The organism is Streptomyces sp. NPDC002176 (genome assembly GCF_044903645.1).
In the GTDB taxonomy this organism is placed as follows: domain Bacteria; phylum Actinomycetota; class Actinomycetes; order Streptomycetales; family Streptomycetaceae; genus Streptomyces.
Genome location: NZ_JBJDQW010000003.1, coordinates 934,936 through 952,958 on the forward strand (window position 1 = coordinate 934,936; position 18,023 = coordinate 952,958).

General features: G+C 71.5%; 14 protein-coding genes. 5 read left to right on the top strand and 9 right to left on the bottom strand.

Annotated features, from left to right (window positions below; all coding sequences use genetic code 11):
- Nucleotides 1-118: 118 nt before the first annotated feature.
- The 3 genes from ACI2LY_RS18095 to ACI2LY_RS18105 form a co-directional block, all read right to left on the bottom strand.
- Complete coding sequence (locus ACI2LY_RS18095) at nt 119-1,552, bottom strand: S28 family serine protease (protein WP_404707985.1); 1,434 nt, start codon at nt 1,550-1,552, stop codon at nt 119-121.
- A gap of 87 nt (nt 1,553-1,639) precedes the next feature.
- Nucleotides 1,640-2,059 carry a hypothetical protein gene (locus ACI2LY_RS18100; RefSeq protein WP_404707986.1) on the bottom strand — a complete coding sequence of 140 codons (420 nt, stop codon included), beginning with the start codon at nt 2,057-2,059 and terminating at the stop codon, nt 1,640-1,642.
- Between the two features lie 105 nt (nt 2,060-2,164).
- Nucleotides 2,165-5,884, bottom strand: coding sequence for an ABC transporter ATP-binding protein (locus ACI2LY_RS18105; RefSeq protein ID WP_404707987.1), 3,720 nt, complete (start codon nt 5,882-5,884; stop codon nt 2,165-2,167).
- 154 nt (nt 5,885-6,038) lie between these two features.
- On the opposite strand from ACI2LY_RS18105, the gene ACI2LY_RS18110 reads away from it, so the two are divergent.
- The gene (locus ACI2LY_RS18110) at nt 6,039-6,320 is read left to right on the top strand and encodes a hypothetical protein (protein ID WP_404707988.1); all 282 of its coding nucleotides are present in this window, start codon (nt 6,039-6,041) and stop codon (nt 6,318-6,320) included.
- Here ACI2LY_RS18110 and ACI2LY_RS18115 read toward each other — a convergent pair.
- Nucleotides 6,313-7,311 (bottom strand): esterase-like activity of phytase family protein, encoded by a 999-nt coding sequence (locus ACI2LY_RS18115; protein WP_404707989.1) that lies wholly within the window; start codon nt 7,309-7,311, stop codon nt 6,313-6,315. The genes ACI2LY_RS18110 and ACI2LY_RS18115 overlap by 8 nt on opposite strands.
- Before the next feature lie 54 nt (nt 7,312-7,365).
- Nucleotides 7,366-8,289 (bottom strand): serine hydrolase, encoded by a 924-nt coding sequence (locus tag ACI2LY_RS18120; RefSeq protein ID WP_404707990.1) that lies wholly within the window; start codon nt 8,287-8,289, stop codon nt 7,366-7,368.
- Between the two features lie 76 nt (nt 8,290-8,365).
- Between ACI2LY_RS18120 and ACI2LY_RS18125 the strand changes: the two genes are divergently transcribed.
- A complete protein-coding gene (locus ACI2LY_RS18125) occupies nt 8,366-9,289 on the top strand; it encodes a hypothetical protein (protein ID WP_404707991.1) in 924 nt (307 codons plus the stop codon).
- 274 nt (nt 9,290-9,563) lie between these two features.
- Here the strand turns inward: ACI2LY_RS18125 and ACI2LY_RS18130 are convergent, their stop codons facing one another.
- Nucleotides 9,564-10,442: a helix-turn-helix transcriptional regulator gene (locus ACI2LY_RS18130; protein WP_404707992.1), complete on the bottom strand. Its 879-nt coding sequence runs from the start codon at nt 10,440-10,442 to the stop codon at nt 9,564-9,566.
- Between the two features lie 123 nt (nt 10,443-10,565).
- Between ACI2LY_RS18130 and ACI2LY_RS18135 the strand changes: the two genes are divergently transcribed.
- The 3 genes from ACI2LY_RS18135 to ACI2LY_RS18145 all read left to right on the top strand — a co-directional run bounded on the left by ACI2LY_RS18135 (nt 10,566) and on the right by ACI2LY_RS18145 (nt 13,665).
- The gene (locus ACI2LY_RS18135) at nt 10,566-11,954 is read left to right on the top strand and encodes an MFS transporter (protein WP_404707993.1); all 1,389 of its coding nucleotides are present in this window, start codon (nt 10,566-10,568) and stop codon (nt 11,952-11,954) included.
- Nucleotides 11,955-11,982: 28 nt separating this feature from the next.
- Nucleotides 11,983-12,681 (top strand): alpha/beta fold hydrolase, encoded by a 699-nt coding sequence (locus ACI2LY_RS18140; protein ID WP_404707994.1) that lies wholly within the window; start codon nt 11,983-11,985, stop codon nt 12,679-12,681.
- Nucleotides 12,682-12,861: 180 nt separating this feature from the next.
- Nucleotides 12,862-13,665: an endonuclease I family protein gene (locus ACI2LY_RS18145; protein ID WP_404707995.1), complete on the top strand. Its 804-nt coding sequence runs from the start codon at nt 12,862-12,864 to the stop codon at nt 13,663-13,665.
- Nucleotides 13,666-13,723: 58 nt separating this feature from the next.
- On the opposite strand, the gene ACI2LY_RS18150 is transcribed toward ACI2LY_RS18145, so the two are convergent.
- Genes ACI2LY_RS18150 through ACI2LY_RS18160 form a run of 3 tightly spaced genes read right to left on the bottom strand, consistent with a single transcriptional unit; the run spans nt 13,724 to nt 17,891 of the window.
- Nucleotides 13,724-15,409 (bottom strand): thiamine pyrophosphate-binding protein, encoded by a 1,686-nt coding sequence (locus ACI2LY_RS18150; RefSeq protein WP_404707996.1) that lies wholly within the window; start codon nt 15,407-15,409, stop codon nt 13,724-13,726.
- Complete coding sequence (speB, locus tag ACI2LY_RS18155) at nt 15,406-16,374, bottom strand: agmatinase (RefSeq protein WP_393596808.1); 969 nt, start codon at nt 16,372-16,374, stop codon at nt 15,406-15,408. Before speB ends, ACI2LY_RS18150 begins: the two co-directional genes overlap by 4 nt.
- A gap of 56 nt (nt 16,375-16,430) precedes the next feature.
- The gene (locus tag ACI2LY_RS18160; RefSeq protein WP_404707997.1) at nt 16,431-17,891 is read right to left on the bottom strand and encodes a sodium:solute symporter; all 1,461 of its coding nucleotides are present in this window, start codon (nt 17,889-17,891) and stop codon (nt 16,431-16,433) included.
- Nucleotides 17,892-18,023: the final 132 nt, after the last annotated feature.

Below are 18,023 nucleotides of genomic sequence, written 5' to 3' on the forward strand. Positions count from 1 at the left end.
GTCACCAATATCCGGGAAGTTTCTTTCCGTCAAGGGAACGCACGGGACGTCATCCGCCGGGCCGGAAAACGGCGAAGGGGGCGCCGGACCAGACCCGACACCCCCTCCCCCGCCTGTCCTACGGGCGCAGCGCGGGCTCGCGCTCCACGTCCCGTACGTCGAGCTTGCCGTCGAACCGGGCCAGCGGCTTGGCCGCCGACGGGTCGGCCTGGACCGCCGGGGACGCCACCCCGGCCCACTTGAGGATGCGGGCGGTGGCGAAGGCCCGCTCGTCGGCGACGAGTCCGGCGACGTTCGCGCCGTGGTTCATGCCGGGCGCGGTGAACACGTAGGAGTCACGGGCGCCCGCGCCGGGGCGGAACCGCTCGGAGCCCCACGGGTCGTTCTGCCCGTACACCCAGAGCATGTGCCGGGCGTCGTGCCGGACCCAGTTGTCCACGTCCCGCATGGCGCCCTTCTGGAAGCGCATCGGGATGGAGCGGGGCACGAAGTTGCGCGGCGGCTGGTAGCCGTAGCGGATGTACTTCCGCTCGATGTGCGGGAAGCCGATGGTGGGCGCGCCGAGCTGGGTGCCCGCCTGGTAGTAGTACGGCGTGTACTGCTCCAGGCCCTGGTCGGTGTAGGCGGAGAAGCCGGAGATGGTGTCGACCGAGTCCCAGATCGCGTCGTCGGTCGCGGTGGCCGCGCCGGACGGGATGGAGTCGCAGTCGGCGAGGCCGCTGTACTGCCAGAAGCCCCACACGTAGTCGAGGACGACGGCCTCGTACGCCTTGTCCAGGGAGCCGATGGTGGTGAAGGTGTAGCCGTTGTCGGCGGCGTACTGGGCGTACTTCTTCTCCAGCGGCTCGCGGCGGACGAGGGCCTCGCGCTGGACGGCGTTGAGCTTGTCGCGGCACTCCTTGGTGCCGACGCGCTCGAAGAAGCGGTCGTAGGCCGAATCCTCGTCGTTCACCACGTCATTGGGGGCGACGTAGGCGACCACGCCGTCCATGTCGCGGGGGTAGAAGCGCTCGTAGTAGGTGGCCGTCATGCCGCCCTTGGAGCCGCCGGTGGCCAGCCAGTTGGCGGAGTACAGCGGCTTCAGCGCCTCGTAGACGGCGTGCTGGTCGCTCGCGGCCTGCCAGATGTCCAGCTTGGACCAGTCGGCCGGGGCCGGGCGGGACGGGGTGAAGAAGCGGTACTCCAGCGAGACCTGGTTGCCGTCCACGATCTGGGTGGGCTCGCGGCGGGACGGCGTGGTGGAGACGTTGTAGCCGCCGGTGTAGAAGACGGTCGGGCGGCTGGTGTCCTTGTGCAGCACGGTGATCCGCTGCTGGAAGGTGCCCCTGGCCGGGTGCCGGTGGTCGACCGGCTGGGTGAAGTTCAGGACGAAGTAGCGGTAGCCGGTGTACGGCTTCTCCTCCACCAGGCTGATGCCGGGTATCGCCAGCAGCCGGTCCTTGATGTCCGTGGGTGCCTGCGGTGCGGTGGTGGCCGCCCCCGCTGTGCCCGCCGTGCCCAGTGTGCCGATGAGCACCGTGAGCGCCAGCAGCCATCTCAGCGCCTTGCGCATGCGCACTCTCCCCTGTGAGACAGATGTCCGCCGGAAGCTATCCGAGCAACTGCCTTCGCACCAGGGGGGATTGACCGGTTCGCGTGATCAGCACAGAATCCAGCCGGAGCTGACGGCACCCCGGCCGGCCGCTCCGCGCACCTTGACGCACCGGTGCCCGGCGTGGACGGTGACGGGTCCGGCCTGGTACCGGTAGCGGCCCTGGTCGGTCACCGGCCGGTTGCCGCGCGCCTGCACACTGACCAGGAGGACGCCGGAGCCGGGCTTCCTGGCGACGGTGGTGGCGCAGACATAGCCGTTGTGCCGGTAGAGGTGGACGGTGCCGGTGGCGAACGGCAGGGCGCGCACCTGGCGCCCGGCACACCGCCCGGCCGTGGCGGCCTCGGCCGTGCCGGGGGCCGCGAGGGCGAACACCCCGGACAAGGTCAGCGCGGCCGCGCCGAGCGCCGCGAACCGCCGTACCGCCCCACCGGCCCCACCGTTCACGGCCGTCCCTCCCCGCCCCATGGGCACGCTCTCGGCCCCATGGGCACACTTTTGCGATCTACGTACTGATGTACGGACGCACCGGATGTGCCGGATGGTTGCGCGGCCGTCAGCGAGACGCGTCACTCAGGGGGTGACGCCGACCGGCTCCTCCGGCTCCGACTGGCCCACGAAGGTCCGCCACATGTCGGCGTACCGGCCGTCGAGGGCGAGGAGTTCGGTGTGGTGGCCGTCCTCCACGACCCGGCCGTGCTCCATCACCACGACCCGGTCGGCGCGGGCGGCCGTGGTCAGCCGGTGCGCCACCACCAGGGTGGTACGGCGGCCCGCGAGCCGGTCGGTGGCGTGGTTGACCTGGGCCTCGGTGGCCAGGTCCAGCGCGGCGGTCGCCTCGTCCAGCAGCAGCACGTCGGGGTCGACGAGTTCGGCGCGGGCGAGCGCGATCAGCTGGCGCTGGCCCGCCGAGAGGTTGCGGCCGCGCTCGGCGACCTCGTGCAGATAGCCGCCGTCGAGGGTGGCGATCATCTCGTGCGCGCCGACCGCCCGCGCCGCCGCCTCCACCTCGGCGTCACTCGCCTCGGGCCGCCCGTACGCGATGGCGTCGCGCACCGTGCCGGGGAACAGGTACGCCTCCTGCGGCACCACCCCGAGCCGGTGCCGGTACGAGGTGAGGTCGAGCGCGCGCAGATCGGTGCCGTCGGCGGTGACCCGGCCCGAGGTCGGGTCGTAGAACCGCGCGACCAGCTTGACCAGGGTCGACTTGCCCGCGCCGGTCTCGCCGACGAACGCCACGGTCTGCCCGGCCGGGATGGCCAGGTCGATCCCGGTGAGCGCCTCCTCCTCGTCGCCGTACGCGAAGGACACGTCCTCGAAGGCGATGTCCCCGCGCAGCGAGAGCACGTCCAGCGGGGCGTCGGCGGACCCGGTGGAGGCGGGTTCGCGCAGCAGCTCCTGGATGCGGCCCAGCGAGACGGTGGCCTGCTGGTAGCCGTCGAAGACCTGGGAGAGCTGCTGCACCGGGGCGAAGAACAGGTCGATGTAGAGCAGGTAGGCGACCAGCGCGCCCGTGGTCAGCGTGGCCGCCTCCACCCGCCCGGCGCCGGAGATCAGCACGGCGGCGGCCGCGACCGAGGACAGCAGCTGCACGAACGGGAAGTAGATCGAGATCAGCCACTGGCCCCGGATACGGGCCCGCCGGTAGTCGGCGCTGCGCTCGGCGAACCGGCGCCCGCCGTCCCGCTCGCGCCGGAACGCCTGCACGATCCTGAGGCCCGCCACCGACTCCTGGAGGTCGGCGTTGACCACCGACACCCGCTCCCGCGCCAGCTCGTACGCCTTCACGCTGGCCCGGCGGAAGAAGAAGGTGGCGAGGATCAGCGGGGGCAGGGTGGCGAACACGACCAGCGCCAGCTGGATGTCCAGCACCAGCAGGGTGCCCATGATGCCGAAGAAGGTGACGACCGAGACGAACGCGGTGACCAGACCGGTCTGCAGGAACGTGGACAGCGCGTCCACGTCGGTGGTCATCCGGGTCATGATCCGCCCGGTCAGCTCGCGCTCGTAGTAGTCCAGGCCGAGCCGCTGGAGCTGGGTGAAGATCTTCAGCCGCAGCGCGTACAGCACCCGTTCGCCGGTGCGGCCGGTCATCCGGGTCTCGCCGTACTGCGCGGTCCACTGCACCAGCACGGTGAGCAGGCCGAGCAGGGAGGCCGCCCAGACCGCGCCGAGGGCGGTCCGGGTGACGCCCTCGTCGATGCCGTGCCGGATCAGCACCGGCAGCAGCAGGCCGGAGCCCGCGTCGACGGCGACCAGCGCCAGGCTGATCAGCAGGGGGCGACCGAAGCCGTGCAGCAGGCGGCGCAGGCCGTAGGAGTCCTCGGCGCGGACCGCGCGGGCCTCGTCGACGTCCGGGGTGTCGGTGGCCGGGGGCAGCGCCTCGACCTGGGCGAGCAGCTCGGGGGTGGTGGGGGCGGAGGAGAGCGTCTGTTCCCTGGGCGTGCGGTCGCCGGTCCACAGCCGGGGGGTGACCCCACGCTCGGCGTCGAACTCGGCGTCCAGCTCGTCGCGGAGGGTCGTGTCCTCGGTGGGCTCGGCCGGGCGGGCGTGGCCCGGCGAGGGGGCGCCCAGTTCGTCGGGGTCGGTGAGCAGCCTGCGGTAGAGCGGACAGCGCTGCTGGAGTTCCTCGTCGGTGCCGAGGTCGACCAGGCGGCCGCCGTCCAGCACGGCGATGCGGTCGGCGAGGCTGAGGGTGGAGCGGCGGTGGGCGATCAGGAGGGTGGTGCGGCCCGCCATGACGTGGGCGAGCGCCTCGTGGATCTCGTGCTCGACCCGGACGTCCACCGCCGAGGTGGCGTCGTCCAGCACCAGCAGGCGGGGGTCGGTGAGCAGGGCGCGGGCGAGCGCGAGGCGCTGGCGCTGGCCGCCGGAGAGGGTGAGGCCGTGCTCGCCGACCTTGGTGTCGTACCCCTCGGGCAGCTCGCGGACGAACCGGTCGGCCTGGGCGGCGCGGGCGGCGGCCTCGATCTCGTCCTGGGTGGCGTCGGGGCGGCCGTACGCGATGTTCTCGCGGACGGTGGTGGAGAACAGGAAGGAGTCCTCCGGGACCAGGCCGATCGCGGCGCGCAGCGAGTCGAGTGTCAGCTCGCGCACGTCGTGGCCGCCGACCAGGACGGCGCCGTGGGTGACGTCGTAGAAGCGCGGCAGCAGCAGGGAGAGGGTGGACTTGCCGGAGCCGGAGGAGCCGACGACGGCCAGGGTCTCGCCGGGGCGGATCTCCAGGCTGAGCCCGTCGAGCACCGGGCGCTCGGGGTCGTAGCCGAAGGAGACGTCGTCGAACTCGACGGAGGCGGGGGCGTCGGCGGGGAGGGTCTTGGTGCCGTCCTTCAGGGTCGGCTCGGTGTCGATCAGCTCCAGCACGCGTTCGGTGCCCGCGCGGGCCTGCTGGCCGATGGTGAGCACCACGGCGAGCATCCGCACCGGGCCGACGAGCTGGGCGAGGTAGGTGGAGAAGGCGACGAAGGTGCCCAGCGTGATGTGCCCGCGCACCGCCAGCCAGCCGCCGAGGGCCAGCATCGCGACCTGGCCGAGCGCCGGGACGGCCTGGAGGGCGGGGGTGTACCTGCTGTTCAGCCGGATGGTGCGCAGCCGCCCCGCGAACAGCCTGCGGCCGACCTCGCGCAGCTTCCCGGTCTCCTGGTCCTCCTGCCCGAACCCCTTCACCACGCGGACACCGCTCACCGCGCCGTCCACCACACCGGCGACGGCGGCGGCCTGGGCCTGGGCGTACCAGGTGGCGGGGTGCAGCCGGGTGCGGCTGCGGCGGGCGATCCAGCCGAGGGCGGGGGCGACGGCGAGCGCGACCAGGGTCAGCGGGAGCGACAGCCAGGCCATGATGCCGAGCGAGATCAGGAAGAGCAGGACGTTCCCGATGGTCATCGGGAGCATGAACAGCAGGCCCTGGATCAGCTGGAGGTCGCTGGTGGCGCGGCCGACGACCTGCCCGGTGGACAGCTCGTCCTGGCGGCGGCCGTCGAGCCGGGTGATCGTGTCGTACATCCCGGTGCGCAGGTCGTGCTGGACGTCCAGGGCGAGCCTGCCGCCGTAGTAGCGGCGGACGTAGGTGAGGGCGTAGATCAGCACGGCGGCGCCGAGCAGGGCGCCCGCCCAGGGGGCCATGTCCCGGGTGTGGTCGCCGATCACGTCGTCGATGATCACCTTGGTGATCAGCGGGACCACGGCCATGACGGCCATGCCGCCCAGGGAGGCGCCGAGCGCCAGGACGACGTCCTTCGGATGGCGCCAGGCGTAACCCGCCAGCCGTCGCGCCCATCCCCGTTGCGGTCCCACGCGGGTGTCCTCCGTCGCTCTGCCTGATCTTCCGTGAGGCACAAACGCGGGGTGGCAGGGGGGTATTCCGGGCGGGGGTGTCGCCCGGCGGGCAGGGTGTATGGATATGTGCTGGAATGCGTCGCGTCGTAGGGACTCCGCACGGGAGGCTGGCATGGACAAGGGCAACATCGACACACCGGACGCGGCCGACCTGGACGCGGCGGCCCGGCGCTACTGCGCCGCGGAGGGCTGGGCCCTGCCGGACGGCGGCTACCCGGTCCGCCCGGCGGACCTGCACGGCGCGGAGGACCTGCGCCGGGCGATCCACGCGGTCGGCCGGGGCCGCCGCGATCCGCACGACGAGATCCGGCGGCACATCGAGGAGCGGGCGCGGGCGCTGGGCCTGACGGCGGAGATCCCGGCGGACTGGAACGCGGACGGGAGTCTCAGCTGAGGCGGACGCGGAGGCGGTAGAGGCGGGTCGTCTGGGCCGGGTTCTGGTTGTCGTCGCTGACGAGGAGCACCTTGAGGGTGTGCCGGTGACCTGTGACCGCCATCCCCTCGATGTTGTCCAGCAGCGGGTTCGGCTGGGGCTGGCGGGCGGTCGCGCCGAGGGTGGGGCAGTCGGCGAGGTCGGCCAGCCGGGTCTTGCCCATCGGGCGTACGCCGGGCTGCCCGGTGAGGTGCTCGACGCGTGAGGTGTCCGTGGCACGGCTCGGGTCGGCGAGGCTCAGCCGGACCGTATTGCCGACGCCCGCCTCGAAGCCGCGCTCCAGCACCAGGAGGCGTCCGTCGGGGGTGGCCTGCACCTCGGGCACGCCCAGGCTGGGGTCGTCGGTGCGGTACGCGTACTGGGCGCCGAGGCGGAAGCGGCCGTGGTCCCGCGTCCAGGTCTGGAAGCGGACGGTGCCGGGGTCGTCACCGGCGAGGGCGTACTCCATGGCGGCGAGGAGGGCGCGGCCGCCGGGGAGGAGGGTCAGGCCCTCGAAGGTCTGGTTGGCGGTGGCGCGGCCGACGGGGGTGACGTGGAGGTCCGGCGGGACGGGGAGCCGCTCCAGGAGCTGGCCCTCGCGGGAGTAGCGGCGTACGGAGGGCTCGGTCTCGGAGGTGACCAGGCGGGTGCCGTCCCGGTCGATGGCGAGTCCCTCGGAATCGAGGTCGCCGGGGAGCGTCACGACTCCGGTCGGCCCCTTCGCGTCCAGCCGGAACAGGGCGGACCGGTCCGAGAGCGCGGCGAGTTTCCCGTCGCGGTCGACGGCGAGGGCGGAGAGGTTGCCGACGTAGGCGCCGTCGTAGGTGGTCTTGTCGAGGGCGTCGGAGAAGCCGTCGAGGGCGACGGAGGCCGAACAGGCGTGCTTTTCAGGGGGGTTGGCGTTCGCGGTGCCGGGGATGGTCGCGGCGAGGGTGGCGGCGGCGAGGGCCGCGAGCACGATGCGTGGGCGCATGCCGGTCACCGTAGGGCGTGCACGGTGACCGGCGGGAGAGCGCCCGGTGAAGGATCAGCCCTGCGGCGGGGTCGCGACGAACGCCTCGCGCGGGGTGCTGGTGGGGACGTAGAGGGACGTCTTGGCGGCGGTGGGGACGAGGTCCTTGTGGATGGCCTTGGCGACGTTCTGGATGGTGGTGACGCCGTAGTCCATCGTGCTGTTGTCCTGGGTCAGCACGGTGATCGTGTAGTCGTGGCCGCCGCCGTTGAAGGTGCCGAGGCTGTGGACGCGCCAGCCGTGGGTGGCGCGGCTGAGCCAGCCGTTCTTGACGTGCACGGCGACGGTGGAGGGGGCGCCGGCGGGGGTGCCCCAGCGCTGGGACGAGACGACCTGGCCCATCAACTTCAGGATGTAGGCGCGGGAGTTGTCGCTCAGCACGGAGTTCTTGGCGGTGACGAGCTTGAGCAGCTTCTGCTCGTCGGTGACGTTGATCTGGGTCAGGCCCCAGTAGCCGTTGGCGCCCGGCGTCGTCTTCGTCATCCCGGCGGCCGTCAGGAAGCTCTTGACCTTCGTCGCGCCGAGCTGCTTCCACAGCTTGCTGGTCGCGGTGTTGTCCGACTTCGTGATCATCGCCGTGGCGAGCGAGGTCTCGGTGCTCGTCAGATACCGGTTGTGCTTCTTCGCGTCCCACAACAGGGTGGCCAGCACGGTGACCTTGACGGTGCTGGCCGAGTCGTACGCACTGGTCGCGCGCAGCGTGCACGTGGTGTTGGTGCCGCGCTCGTACACCCCGAGCGCGACGCTTCCCTTCCGCTGGGCGAGCGCGGCGGTGATGTCCTTGCTCAACTTGGCCGCGAGGCCCGCCTTGGCGGAGGTACAGCTGACCGCGGTGGCGGCGGATGCGGGGGCCGCGCCGACGACGGGCACGAGCAGCGCCCCTCCGACCACGGCGGCGAGCGCTCCCTTGCGGGCGCGGGGTGATATCCGGTGCGTCATGCACGGATTGACTCTTGGGGAGGGGGGAGGGTTGCACTGGTGTTCGTGAAGGTGTGGGGACGATTAGGGTTTTCGGGTGGGGAGATCGCAGGGCGGAGAGAACGGCGACGGTATGCGATACCGCTTCCACAGCCCTCTCGGCGGCCTGGCAGCGGATCTGACGGCCGAATGGAGTCCGCTGGGCGCCTACCGCGGATTCTCGCTGCAGGTCGAGCGGAAGATCCACCTCGCCCCGCCTGCCGGAATCCACTGGCGTGACGCCACCTGGCTATCCTTCGGCCTGGCCGCGCATGCGGAGGCCTTGATGGGACGGCACCCCAGCGGACTCGTCGTCTGCGTCACCGAACTCACCTGTCCACTCGCACACTTCCGTCCGGAGGTGGCCGCACTGGCCATCGACAGCTGGATCAGGGGAGAGTTCGGGGTTCCGGACAGGGGATTCCGAGTGTCGTTCGACCGGGACGCCGATGACTACCGCTTCGCGTGGGGGGCGTGTGCGCCTCCCACCGAGGCCGTTGGGGCGGCTCGGCTGGACTCGGACCCCTCGTGGCAGACCTGGGAGGCAGCGCGCGACCGGGCCGTCGGCCGGATGTACGACGACTGTCAGGACATCGAGACCAGGCTTCGGTGGGCGGAACTCGCGATCGCGGCCTCCAGGCGGAGGGACGTGTCCTCCGGCTTCGACGCGGCTAGGACACTTGCCGATGAGGCCAACGTCCGGGCTTACGCCATCCGGGAGTTCGGCGTGGTGCCAGGAGATGAGATCCGCGACGCGGCCGACCTGTGCGAGACCGTCTTCCGAGGTATCGGGAGGTCACACGAGGAAGTGGCGGCCGAAGCGATCGACTGGCGAGAACTTCCCAGAGAACGGATGCTCCACCTTCGGCACGTGAAGAACCTGCTGACACCGCTTCAGGGGATCGTGGACGTGTTCCCCCCGGACGACCCGCTCCACCCGGAGCTGTCGGCATGGCTGACCCTGATTCCCGATCTTCCCTGAATCGGCCGCGCGGACCGGTGCCCCCAAGGAGGCGTGGATGGACTCGGCTGCGAAATTGCAGATCTACTCGGTCGAGGAGCGGGACTTCGGTACGGCCGTATGCGTTGTTCGCTGTGTGGGTGGCATCGCACGGGTCGGGCAGGAGTTCGCGGGACTCATGACCCTGGACTGGATTCTTCGCTACGAGAAGGAAGTCGGTTTCCTGGACCACCGAACAGTGCGAAGGTCCGTCTGTCGGGAGCGGCGGTCCGCGTGCTCGAACGGAGCGTCGTCGTCACCGCTCTACGGACCGGGGAATGACCGGGCATTCCGCCGGAGGGGCCTGCGTCAGGTCCTGGAGCGCTCGCTCTGAGGTCGAGCCCGCCTCCGCCGTGTAGGTGATCAGGCGTTGGCCCGACGGGGACGGGAGGGTCAGGGTTTCGAAGGTCAGGTCCAGGGGGCCCACGGTCGGGTGATGCAGGCGCTTCACGCCCGAGGTGCACGTACGGACCGGGTGGCGCTTCCAGTGGGACGTGAATTCGTCGGAGTGGATCGTCAGTTGGCCCACCAGGTCCGTCAGCCGTCGGTCGTCGGGATGGCGGGCCGTCACCTGGCGGAGGGAGGCGACCGCCAGAACCGCTTCCGTGGGCCAGTCTCGGTGCAGGGCGCGGTAAGTCGGGTCCAGGAAGAGCATGCGGGTCAGGTTGGGACGGGTGGCGGGGGTCTCCGGGGAGTCGGCGGGGAGGTGGGGGGCCAGGAGGGCGTGGCCGGGGATGTTCCAGGCCAGGATGTCGTTGCGGCGGTCCAACGCCAGGGCGGGGACGCCCGGCATCGCGGACAGCAACTGGCGCACCGACGCGCTCGCGTGCTCCGGGCGGGCCGGGGCCGTACGGCGGGACGGGCGGGCCAGGGCGCGCAGGTGGGCCGTCTCGTCGTCGGTCAGGCGGAGGGTGCGGGCGATGGCGGTCAGGACGGAGTCCGAGGCGCCGGACGCGCGGCCCTGTTCCAGGCGGGTGTAGTGGGTGACGCTGACGCCGGAGAGCATGGCCAGCTCCTCCCGGCGCAGGCCGCTCACCCGGCGCCGGGTCGGCAGCGGAGTGAGGCCCACCTCCTCCGGACGCAGCGCGGCACGGCGGGACTTGAGGAACTCGCCCAGGTCGGAGGGGACGTCCATCGCTGCCTCCTGGAAGTCGGGGCTCCCATGATGGCGCGCTCCGCCCCGCCAAGGGTGGTCACGTCATGACCACCCTCGTCAGGGTTCTGGCTGGCCCCAGCCCCTCCGGCCAGCCTGACGGGCATGACGACGACGCTCGCACCGACTCTCACCCCCCGCCTCCGCCTCACCCTCGTCCTCCTCCTCGCCGCCCAGTTCATGCTCGCCGTGGACTTCTCCATCCTCAACGTCGCCCTCCCCGTCATCGGTGAGGGCCTCGGCTTCCCCCTCGGTCGACTCCAGTGGATCGGGACCTCCTTCGCCCTCTGCGCGGCAGGCTTCACCCTCCTCTTCGGCCGCGTAGCCGACCTCTTCGGGCGCCGTCGGCTGTTCCTGGGCGGCCTCGCCGTACTCGCCGTCGCCTCCCTCGCGGGCGGCCTCGCCACCAGCCCCGAGGTGCTGCTCGCCGCCCGCGTGTTGCAAGGGCTGGCCACGGCCGCGGTGACCCCGGCGGGGCTGTCGCTGATGACGACCTCGTTCCCCGAGGGACCTCTGCGGGAGAAGGCGCTCGGGCTCAACGGAGCTTTGATGTCAGCGGGGTTCACCACCGGCGCGGTCCTCGGCGGCGTTCTGACCGACCTGCTCTCCTGGCGCTGGGCCTTCTTCATCAACGTCCCCGTCGCCCTCGCCGTACTGCTCCTCGCCCCGACGGTCGTCGCGGAGTCCAGGCCCGTCCACCGTCCCCGGCTGGACCTCCCCGGCGCCCTCACCGTCACCCTCGGCCTGCTCGCCGTGGTCCTCGGCCTCACGCAGGCCGGTGAGCGCGGCTGGACCTCCCCGTACGCGCTGCTCTCGCTCGCCGTCGGCGCCGCCCTGCTGCTTGCCTTCCGCGCCGTGGAGCACCGCGCGCCTGCTCCGCTGGTGCCGCTCGGGGTGCTGCGGAAGCCCACCGTGGCCTGGGGGAACGTCGTCGGGCTGCTCGCGTTCCTCACCGAGACCTCGCTGGTCTTCCTGCTGACGCTCTACCTCCAGGAGGTGCTCGGCTTCTCCCCGCTCGCGGCCGGGCTGGCCTTCGGCGTGCTGGGCGCGGGTACGGTCATCGGGGGCTCGGCCGCGCCTCGGGTCATCGGGCGGCTGGGCAACAGGCGGACGCTGATCGTCGGCGGCCTCGTCCAGGCGGTGTCCACGGCCGCGCTGCTGGGGCTCGGCGAGGGGCACGGCTCGCTGGCCCTGCTGCTCGCCGCCACCTTCACCGGCGGCGTCGGCAACATGCTCGTCATCGTCGGCTTCATGGTCACCGCCACGTCCGGGCTGGCCGACCATGAACAGGGCCTCGCCACCGGCCTGGCCACGATGACCCAGCAGATCGGCATCACCATGGGCGCCCCGGTCATGAGCGCGATCGCCACCGCCGCGATGCCCGGCACGACCGCCCCGGCCGTCCTGACCGGCCTGAAGACGGCGATCGCGGTGAACGCGGCCCTCGTACTCCTGGGCGTGCTGGCCGGACGCAGGGCCGCCCGGCGGTCCTGACGCCCGGGACCACCGCTACCGTGCCCCCATGGTCAACTTCGTACTGGTGGCGGGCGCTCGTCTCGGCGCGTGGGCGTGGGACGACGTCGTGCCGTGGCTGCGGGAGGCCGGGCACGGGGTGCGTCCGGTGACGCTCTCCGGGCTCGCCGAGAAACAGGGGGTCCCGGCGGGGCAGCAGACCCATGTGCGGGACATCGTGGACGAGGTCGAGCGGCTGGACCTGCGCGATGTCGTGCTGGTGGCGCACAGTTACGCCGGTGTCCCGGCCGGACAGGCCGCGGAGCGGATCGGGAAGCGGCTGGCCCGCGTGGTGTTCGTCGACTCCGATGTCCCGGTCGACGGGGAGTCGTTCGCCGGGGCGTGGCCGGACGGAGGAGCGGGCGTGGAGGCGTCCCTCGCCGAGAACAACGGCTTCTGGCCGCCCGCCCCCGCCTCCCACTACGACGGCCACGGTCTCACCGAGCGGCAGATCGCCCGGATCGTGGCCGACTCCACGCCCCACCCGGGCCGCACGTTGACCGAGCCCGCCGTACTGTCCGGCCCGCTCAGCAGTCTCCGGGCGACCTACGTCCTCTGCGCGCCCGCGGGGGAGGAACCCGACGACGACGTGGCCCAGTTGGTGGCCGACGGCCACTGGCGGCTGGTCCGCATGGACACCGGCCACTGGCCGATGTTCTCCCGGCCGCGCGAGCTGGCACAGGTGCTGCTCGACGCGGCCGGGGAGTGACGCCCTCCAGAGCCACCGCCCCAGCTCGTCCAGGTCCGCCACCGCCGCGCCGGACCACGCTCATGACAGGCGACGTGCCGGATCTCGACACACAACAGCCACTTCTCCTTCACCGCCATGTACGCGTGTCCATGTCACGCTCGTCGTCCGCTCAATCAACCCGCGTAGATCGGCACCCTCATGCCCGTGACGCACATGCACCGTTGGAAGGCTCCGGCACTGGCCGTTTCGGCCCTGCTCGTCGGCCTCACTCTGCCCGCGGCGGTCGCCACCCCGGCAAGCGCGACGACGACCTCGTACGACACCACGTACTACAAGAATGCCGTCGGCAAGACGGGCGCGAGTCTCAAGTCCTCGCTGCACACCATCATCAGCAGCCAGAGCAAGATCTCGTACGCGGCGGTCTGGGACGCGCTGAAGGTCACCGACCAGGACCCGAACAACAGCAACAACGTGATCCTGCTCTACAGCGGCGTCTCACGCGCCAAGTCCCTCAACGGCGGCGACGTCGGCGACTGGAACCGCGAGCACGTGTGGGCCAAGTCGCACGGCGACTTCGGCGAGGTGACCGGTCCCGGCACCGACCTGCACCACCTGCGCCCCGCGGACGTCCAGGTCAACAGCGTGCGCGGCAACAAGGACTTCGACGACGGCGGCAGCGCGGTCAGCGGCGGGGGCGGCAGCCTCACCGACTCCGACTCCTTCGAGCCGCGCGACGCGGACAAGGGCGACGTGGCCCGGATGATCCTCTACATGGCGGTCCGCTACGACGGGGGCGACGGCTTCGCCGACCTGGAGCCCAACGAGAAGGTCAGCAACGGCAGCAACCCGTACATCGGCAAGCTGTCCGTCCTCAAGCAGTGGAGCGACGAGGACCCGCCGAGCGCCTTCGAGGAGAAGCGCAACCAGGTCATCTACGACACCTACCAGCACAACCGCAACCCGTTCATCGACCACCCGGAGTGGGTCGACGCGATCTGGTAGGAGCACGACGGTGGTGAACTCCCGCGTGTGAAAGGGGAATTCACCACCGTCCGGCCGGTCAGTCCAAGTGCGTGGGGGCGAACATCCGCAGCACCGCCGGGAGGACGACCACCGACGGGCCGGGGGAAGCCAACGCCTTCGACAGGTCCGCCTCCAGGGTCTCGGGGGACGTGCGTACCCCCGGCACCCCGAAGGACTCCGCGAGGGCGACATAGTCCGGCCGGGTCAGCTCGGTCGCCGTCGGTTCGCCGAAGGCGTCCGTCATGTACTCGCGGAGGATGCCGTAGCCGCCGTCGTCGATGATCAGCCAGGTGACGGGGAGGTCGTACTGCTTCGCCGTCGCCAGCTCGGCGATGGAGTACAGGGCGCCGCCGTCGCCGGAGACGGCGAGGACCGGGTGGGTCGGGTCGGCGGCGGCCGCGCCGAGGGCGGCGGGGAAGCCGTAGCCGAGGCCGCCCGCGCCCTGGGCGGAGTGCATGGTGTTGGCGCCGCGCGGGTCGAAGGCGGACCAGGCCCAGTAGGCGAGGATCGTCATGTCCCAGAAGGACGGTGAGCCTGCCGGGAGGGCGCGGCGGACGGACGCCAACACGTCCTGTTCCAGGGTGAGTTCCTGGCCCGCGATCCGGTCCGCGACCCGGCTCAGTACGTCCCGGACCCGGTCCGGCGCCATCGAGTCCGTCCGCTCCGTCACCGTCTCCAGCAGCGCCTGCAGGGCGAGGCGGGCGTCCGCGTGGATGCCCAGTGCCGGGTGGTTGGACTCCAGCTTGCCGAGGTCGGCCTCGATCTGGATGACGCGGCCGCGTGGCTTGAACGTGTGGTAGTTCGAGGAGAGTTCGCCGAGCCCGGACCCGACCACCAGCAGGACGTCCGCGTCCTCCAGCAGGTCGGTCATGTGCCGGTCCTCCAGCCAGGACTGGAGGGACAGCGGGTGCTCCCAGGGGAAGGCGCCCTTGCCGCCGAAGGTGGTCACCACGGGGGCGTCCAGCTTCTCGGCGAGCTGACGCAGCTTGCCCGAGGCGTCCGACCGTACGACTCCGCCGCCCGCGATGATCGCGGGACGCAGCGCACGGGACAGCAAGTCGGCCGCCACGGCCGTGAGTTCGACGCGCGGGACGAGTTCCTCCGGGGTCGCGTCCGGGGCCGTCACCACCGGCAGCGAGGTCTCCGCGAGGAGCACGTCCTGCGGGATCTCCACCCACACCGGGCCGTGCGGAGCGGTGAGCGCGGACCGCCAGGCTTCCGCGATGGCCGACGGGATCTGCGACTGCGCGCGGACCGTGTGAACCGACTTCACCACGCCCCGGAACGACGCCGACTGATCGGGGAGTTCATGCAGATAACCGTGTCGACCACCGCCCAGCCCCGCCGTCGGGATCTGGCTGCTGATCGCCAGGACGGGCGCCGAGGCCGAGGCCGCCTCCTGGAGCGCCGCCAGCGAGGTCAGCGCCCCCGGCCCGGTGGAGAGCAGCAGCGGTGCCGCCTCCCCCGTGATCCGGCCGTACGCGTCCGCCGCGAAGCCCGCGTTGTTCTCGACCCGGAGGCCGATGTACCGCAGCGCGGAGCGGCGCAGCGCGTCGAACATGCCGAGCGCGTGCTGGCCGGGCAGGCCGAAGACGGTCGTCGCGCCGAGCCCGGCCAGGGTCTCCACGACCAGGTCGCCGCCGTTGCGCCCCGGCGGGGGATTCAGGGCCGCCTCTGTCTGCGCCTCGGTCGGGCGGAGTTCCAGGTCGTGGTCGTGCGTCACTTGGCGCGTGCCTCCGCGATCTGCCGGGACATGATGGTGGTGAGTTCGTACGCGGTGTGCGAGGCCGCGACCGAGGTGATCTCCGCGTGGTCGTAGGCCGGGGCGACCTCGACCACGTCGGCCGAGACCAGGTTGCAGGAGGCGAGGCCGCGCAGGATCTCCAGCAGCTCGCGGGAGGTCATGCCGCCCGCCTCGGGGGTGCCGGTGCCGGGGGCGTGGGCCGGGTCGAGGCAGTCGATGTCGATGGAGATGTACAGCGGGCGGTCCCCGATGCGCTGGCGGAGCTGGTCGGCGACCTCGTCCGCGCCCCGGCGGTAGACGTCGGCCGAGGTGACGATGCCGAAGCCCAGCTTCTCGTCGTCGGTGAGGTCCTGCTTGCCGTACAGCGGGCCGCGGGTGCCGACGTGGGAGAGCGCCTCGGTGTCGAGGATGCCCTCCTCCACCGCGCGGCGGAACGGCGTGCCGTGGGTGTACTCGGCGCCGAAGTAGGTGTCCCAGGTGTCGAGGTGCGCGTCGAAGTGCAGCAGGGCCACCGGGCCGTGCTTCTTGGCGACCGAGCGCAGCAGCGGCAGCGCGATGGTGTGGTCGCCGCCCAGCGTCATCAGGCGGGCGCCGGTGCCGAGCAGGTCGTCCGCGGCGGCCTCGATGGTGTCGACGGCCTCGTTGATGTTGAACGGGTTCACCGCGATGTCGCCGCCGTCGGCGACCTGCGCGAGGGCGAAGGGGGAGGCGTCCTGCGCGGGGTTGTACGGGCGCAGCAGCCGGGACGCCTCGCGGATGGCGTTGCCGCCGAAGCGGGCGCCCGGCCGGTACGAGACGCCGGAGTCGAACGGCACGCCGACCACGGCGACGTCGGCGCGGCCGACCTCGTCCAGCCGGGGCAGCCGGGCGAAGGTCGCGGGGCCCGCGTAGCGCGGGATGCGGGAGGAGTCGACGGGCCCGCGGGGCGTCTCGGAGCTGCTCATCGTGAAATGCCTTCTTCCTTGCGCTTCGTCGCGCATGTACTGCTTTCCGTACGACTCTACTGGTGAGCCGGGACCGGTTCGGACGGGAGTTCGGGGGACTGTCCGGCGAGGCGGTCGCGCCAGACGGCGAGGACGCGTTCGTCGGTGGGCTTCGTGGCCAGGGAGACCACGATGTAGGCGGCCAGGGAGGCGAGCAGGCCGTAGTAGACGGGCTCGTTGGCGAGGATGCCGTAGCCCGCCATCAGGCCGATCACCGCGAGGCCGCCGACGATCACGGAGGCCAGCGCGCCCTGCACGGTGCCGCGCTTCCACAGCAGGCCGCCGAGGATCGGTACGAGGAGGCCGCCGACGAGGAGGTTGTACGCGACGGTCAGCGCCTCGACGACGTTGTTCAGCGCGATGGCGGTGCCGATCACGGCGAGGCCCATGATCAGGATGAAGACGCGGTTGCCCTTCACCTCGTCGTGCTCCTCGTCGCCGGGGCGGACCAGGCCCCGCAGCCGGGACCAGATGTCGTTGTTGGCGACGGTCGCGCAGGCGATCAGGGCGCCGGAGGAGGTCGACATCACGGCGGCGAGGGCGGCGGCCAGCACCAGACCCCGGACGCCGATGGGGAGTTCGTCCTTGACGATGGTGGCGAAGGCGTCGTCCGGGCTGGAGAGCTTCGGGTAGAGCACCTTGGCGGCGGTGCCGATCACCGCACCGGCGACGGCGTAGACCAGGCAGTAGGTGCCCGCCACGGTGCCGCCCCACTTGGCGGTGCGGTCGTCGCGGGCGGTGAACACGCGCTGCCAGATGTCCTGGCCGATCAGCATGCCGAAGGTGTAGATCAGCACATAGGTGAAGATCGTCTCGCCGCCGATGCCCAGCGGGTCGAAGTACGAGGTCGGCAGCTTGGCCTTCATCTCCGAGAAGCCGCCCGCCTTGACCACGGCGATGGGCAGCAGCAGGAGCAGCACCCCGATGGTCTTCACCACGAACTGCACCATGTCGGTGAGCGTGATCGACCACATGCCGCCGAGGGTGGAGTACGCGACGACGATCGAGCCGCCGAGGACGATCGCCAGGGTGCGGTTCATGTCGAACAGCACGTCGAAGATCGTGGCGTAGGCGATGGTCGAGGTGACCGCCAGCATCAGGGTGTACGCCCACATGACGACGCCGGAGATGACCCCGGCCCGGCCGCCGTAGCGCAGGTCCAGCATCTCCGAGACGGTGTAGACCTTCAGCCGGGCGATGCGGGCCGAGAAGAACACCGACAGAGCGAGCAGGCCGAGGCCGATGGTGAAGACCATCCAGGCGCCGGAGAGGCCGTACTTGTAGCCGAGGCCGACGCCGCCGATGGTGGACGCGCCGCCGAGGACGATGGCGGCCATGGTGCCGGAGTACATGGCCGGGCCCAGTCTGCGGCCGGCCACCAGGAACTCGCTCTTCGACTTGGCGCGGCGCATGCCCCACCAGCCCATGGCCAGCATCCCGACGAGATAGACGACGATCACTGTGTAGTCGACGGCCATGGTGCGGGGCCCTCCTTCGCGCGCTTGTCCGGTGGCGTGTCGTGCGGTGGCGTGGGGGTTTCGACGGCAGCGGCTCGCGGGGACATCCGCCCGTACCCGCGGCTGCCGTTCCGCCTAGACACTAGGTGGCCG

Coding starts and splice junctions, on each gene's coding strand:
- ACI2LY_RS18145 (WP_404707995.1), top strand. CDS start 12,862: ATGCCCGTGACGCACATGCACCGTTGGAAGGCTCCGGCACTGGCCGTT.
- ACI2LY_RS18095 (WP_404707985.1), bottom strand. CDS start 1,552: ATGCGCAAGGCGCTGAGATGGCTGCTGGCGCTCACGGTGCTCATCGGC.
- ACI2LY_RS18110 (WP_404707988.1), top strand. CDS start 6,039: ATGGACAAGGGCAACATCGACACACCGGACGCGGCCGACCTGGACGCG.
- ACI2LY_RS18100 (WP_404707986.1), bottom strand. CDS start 2,059: ATGGGGCGGGGAGGGACGGCCGTGAACGGTGGGGCCGGTGGGGCGGTA.
- ACI2LY_RS18160 (WP_404707997.1), bottom strand. CDS start 17,891: ATGGCCGTCGACTACACAGTGATCGTCGTCTATCTCGTCGGGATGCTG.
- ACI2LY_RS18135 (WP_404707993.1), top strand. CDS start 10,566: ATGACGACGACGCTCGCACCGACTCTCACCCCCCGCCTCCGCCTCACC.
- ACI2LY_RS18115 (WP_404707989.1), bottom strand. CDS start 7,311: ATGCGCCCACGCATCGTGCTCGCGGCCCTCGCCGCCGCCACCCTCGCC.
- ACI2LY_RS18140 (WP_404707994.1), top strand. CDS start 11,983: ATGGTCAACTTCGTACTGGTGGCGGGCGCTCGTCTCGGCGCGTGGGCG.
- speB (WP_393596808.1), bottom strand. CDS start 16,374: ATGAGCAGCTCCGAGACGCCCCGCGGGCCCGTCGACTCCTCCCGCATC.
- ACI2LY_RS18130 (WP_404707992.1), bottom strand. CDS start 10,442: ATGGACGTCCCCTCCGACCTGGGCGAGTTCCTCAAGTCCCGCCGTGCC.
- ACI2LY_RS18120 (WP_404707990.1), bottom strand. CDS start 8,289: ATGACGCACCGGATATCACCCCGCGCCCGCAAGGGAGCGCTCGCCGCC.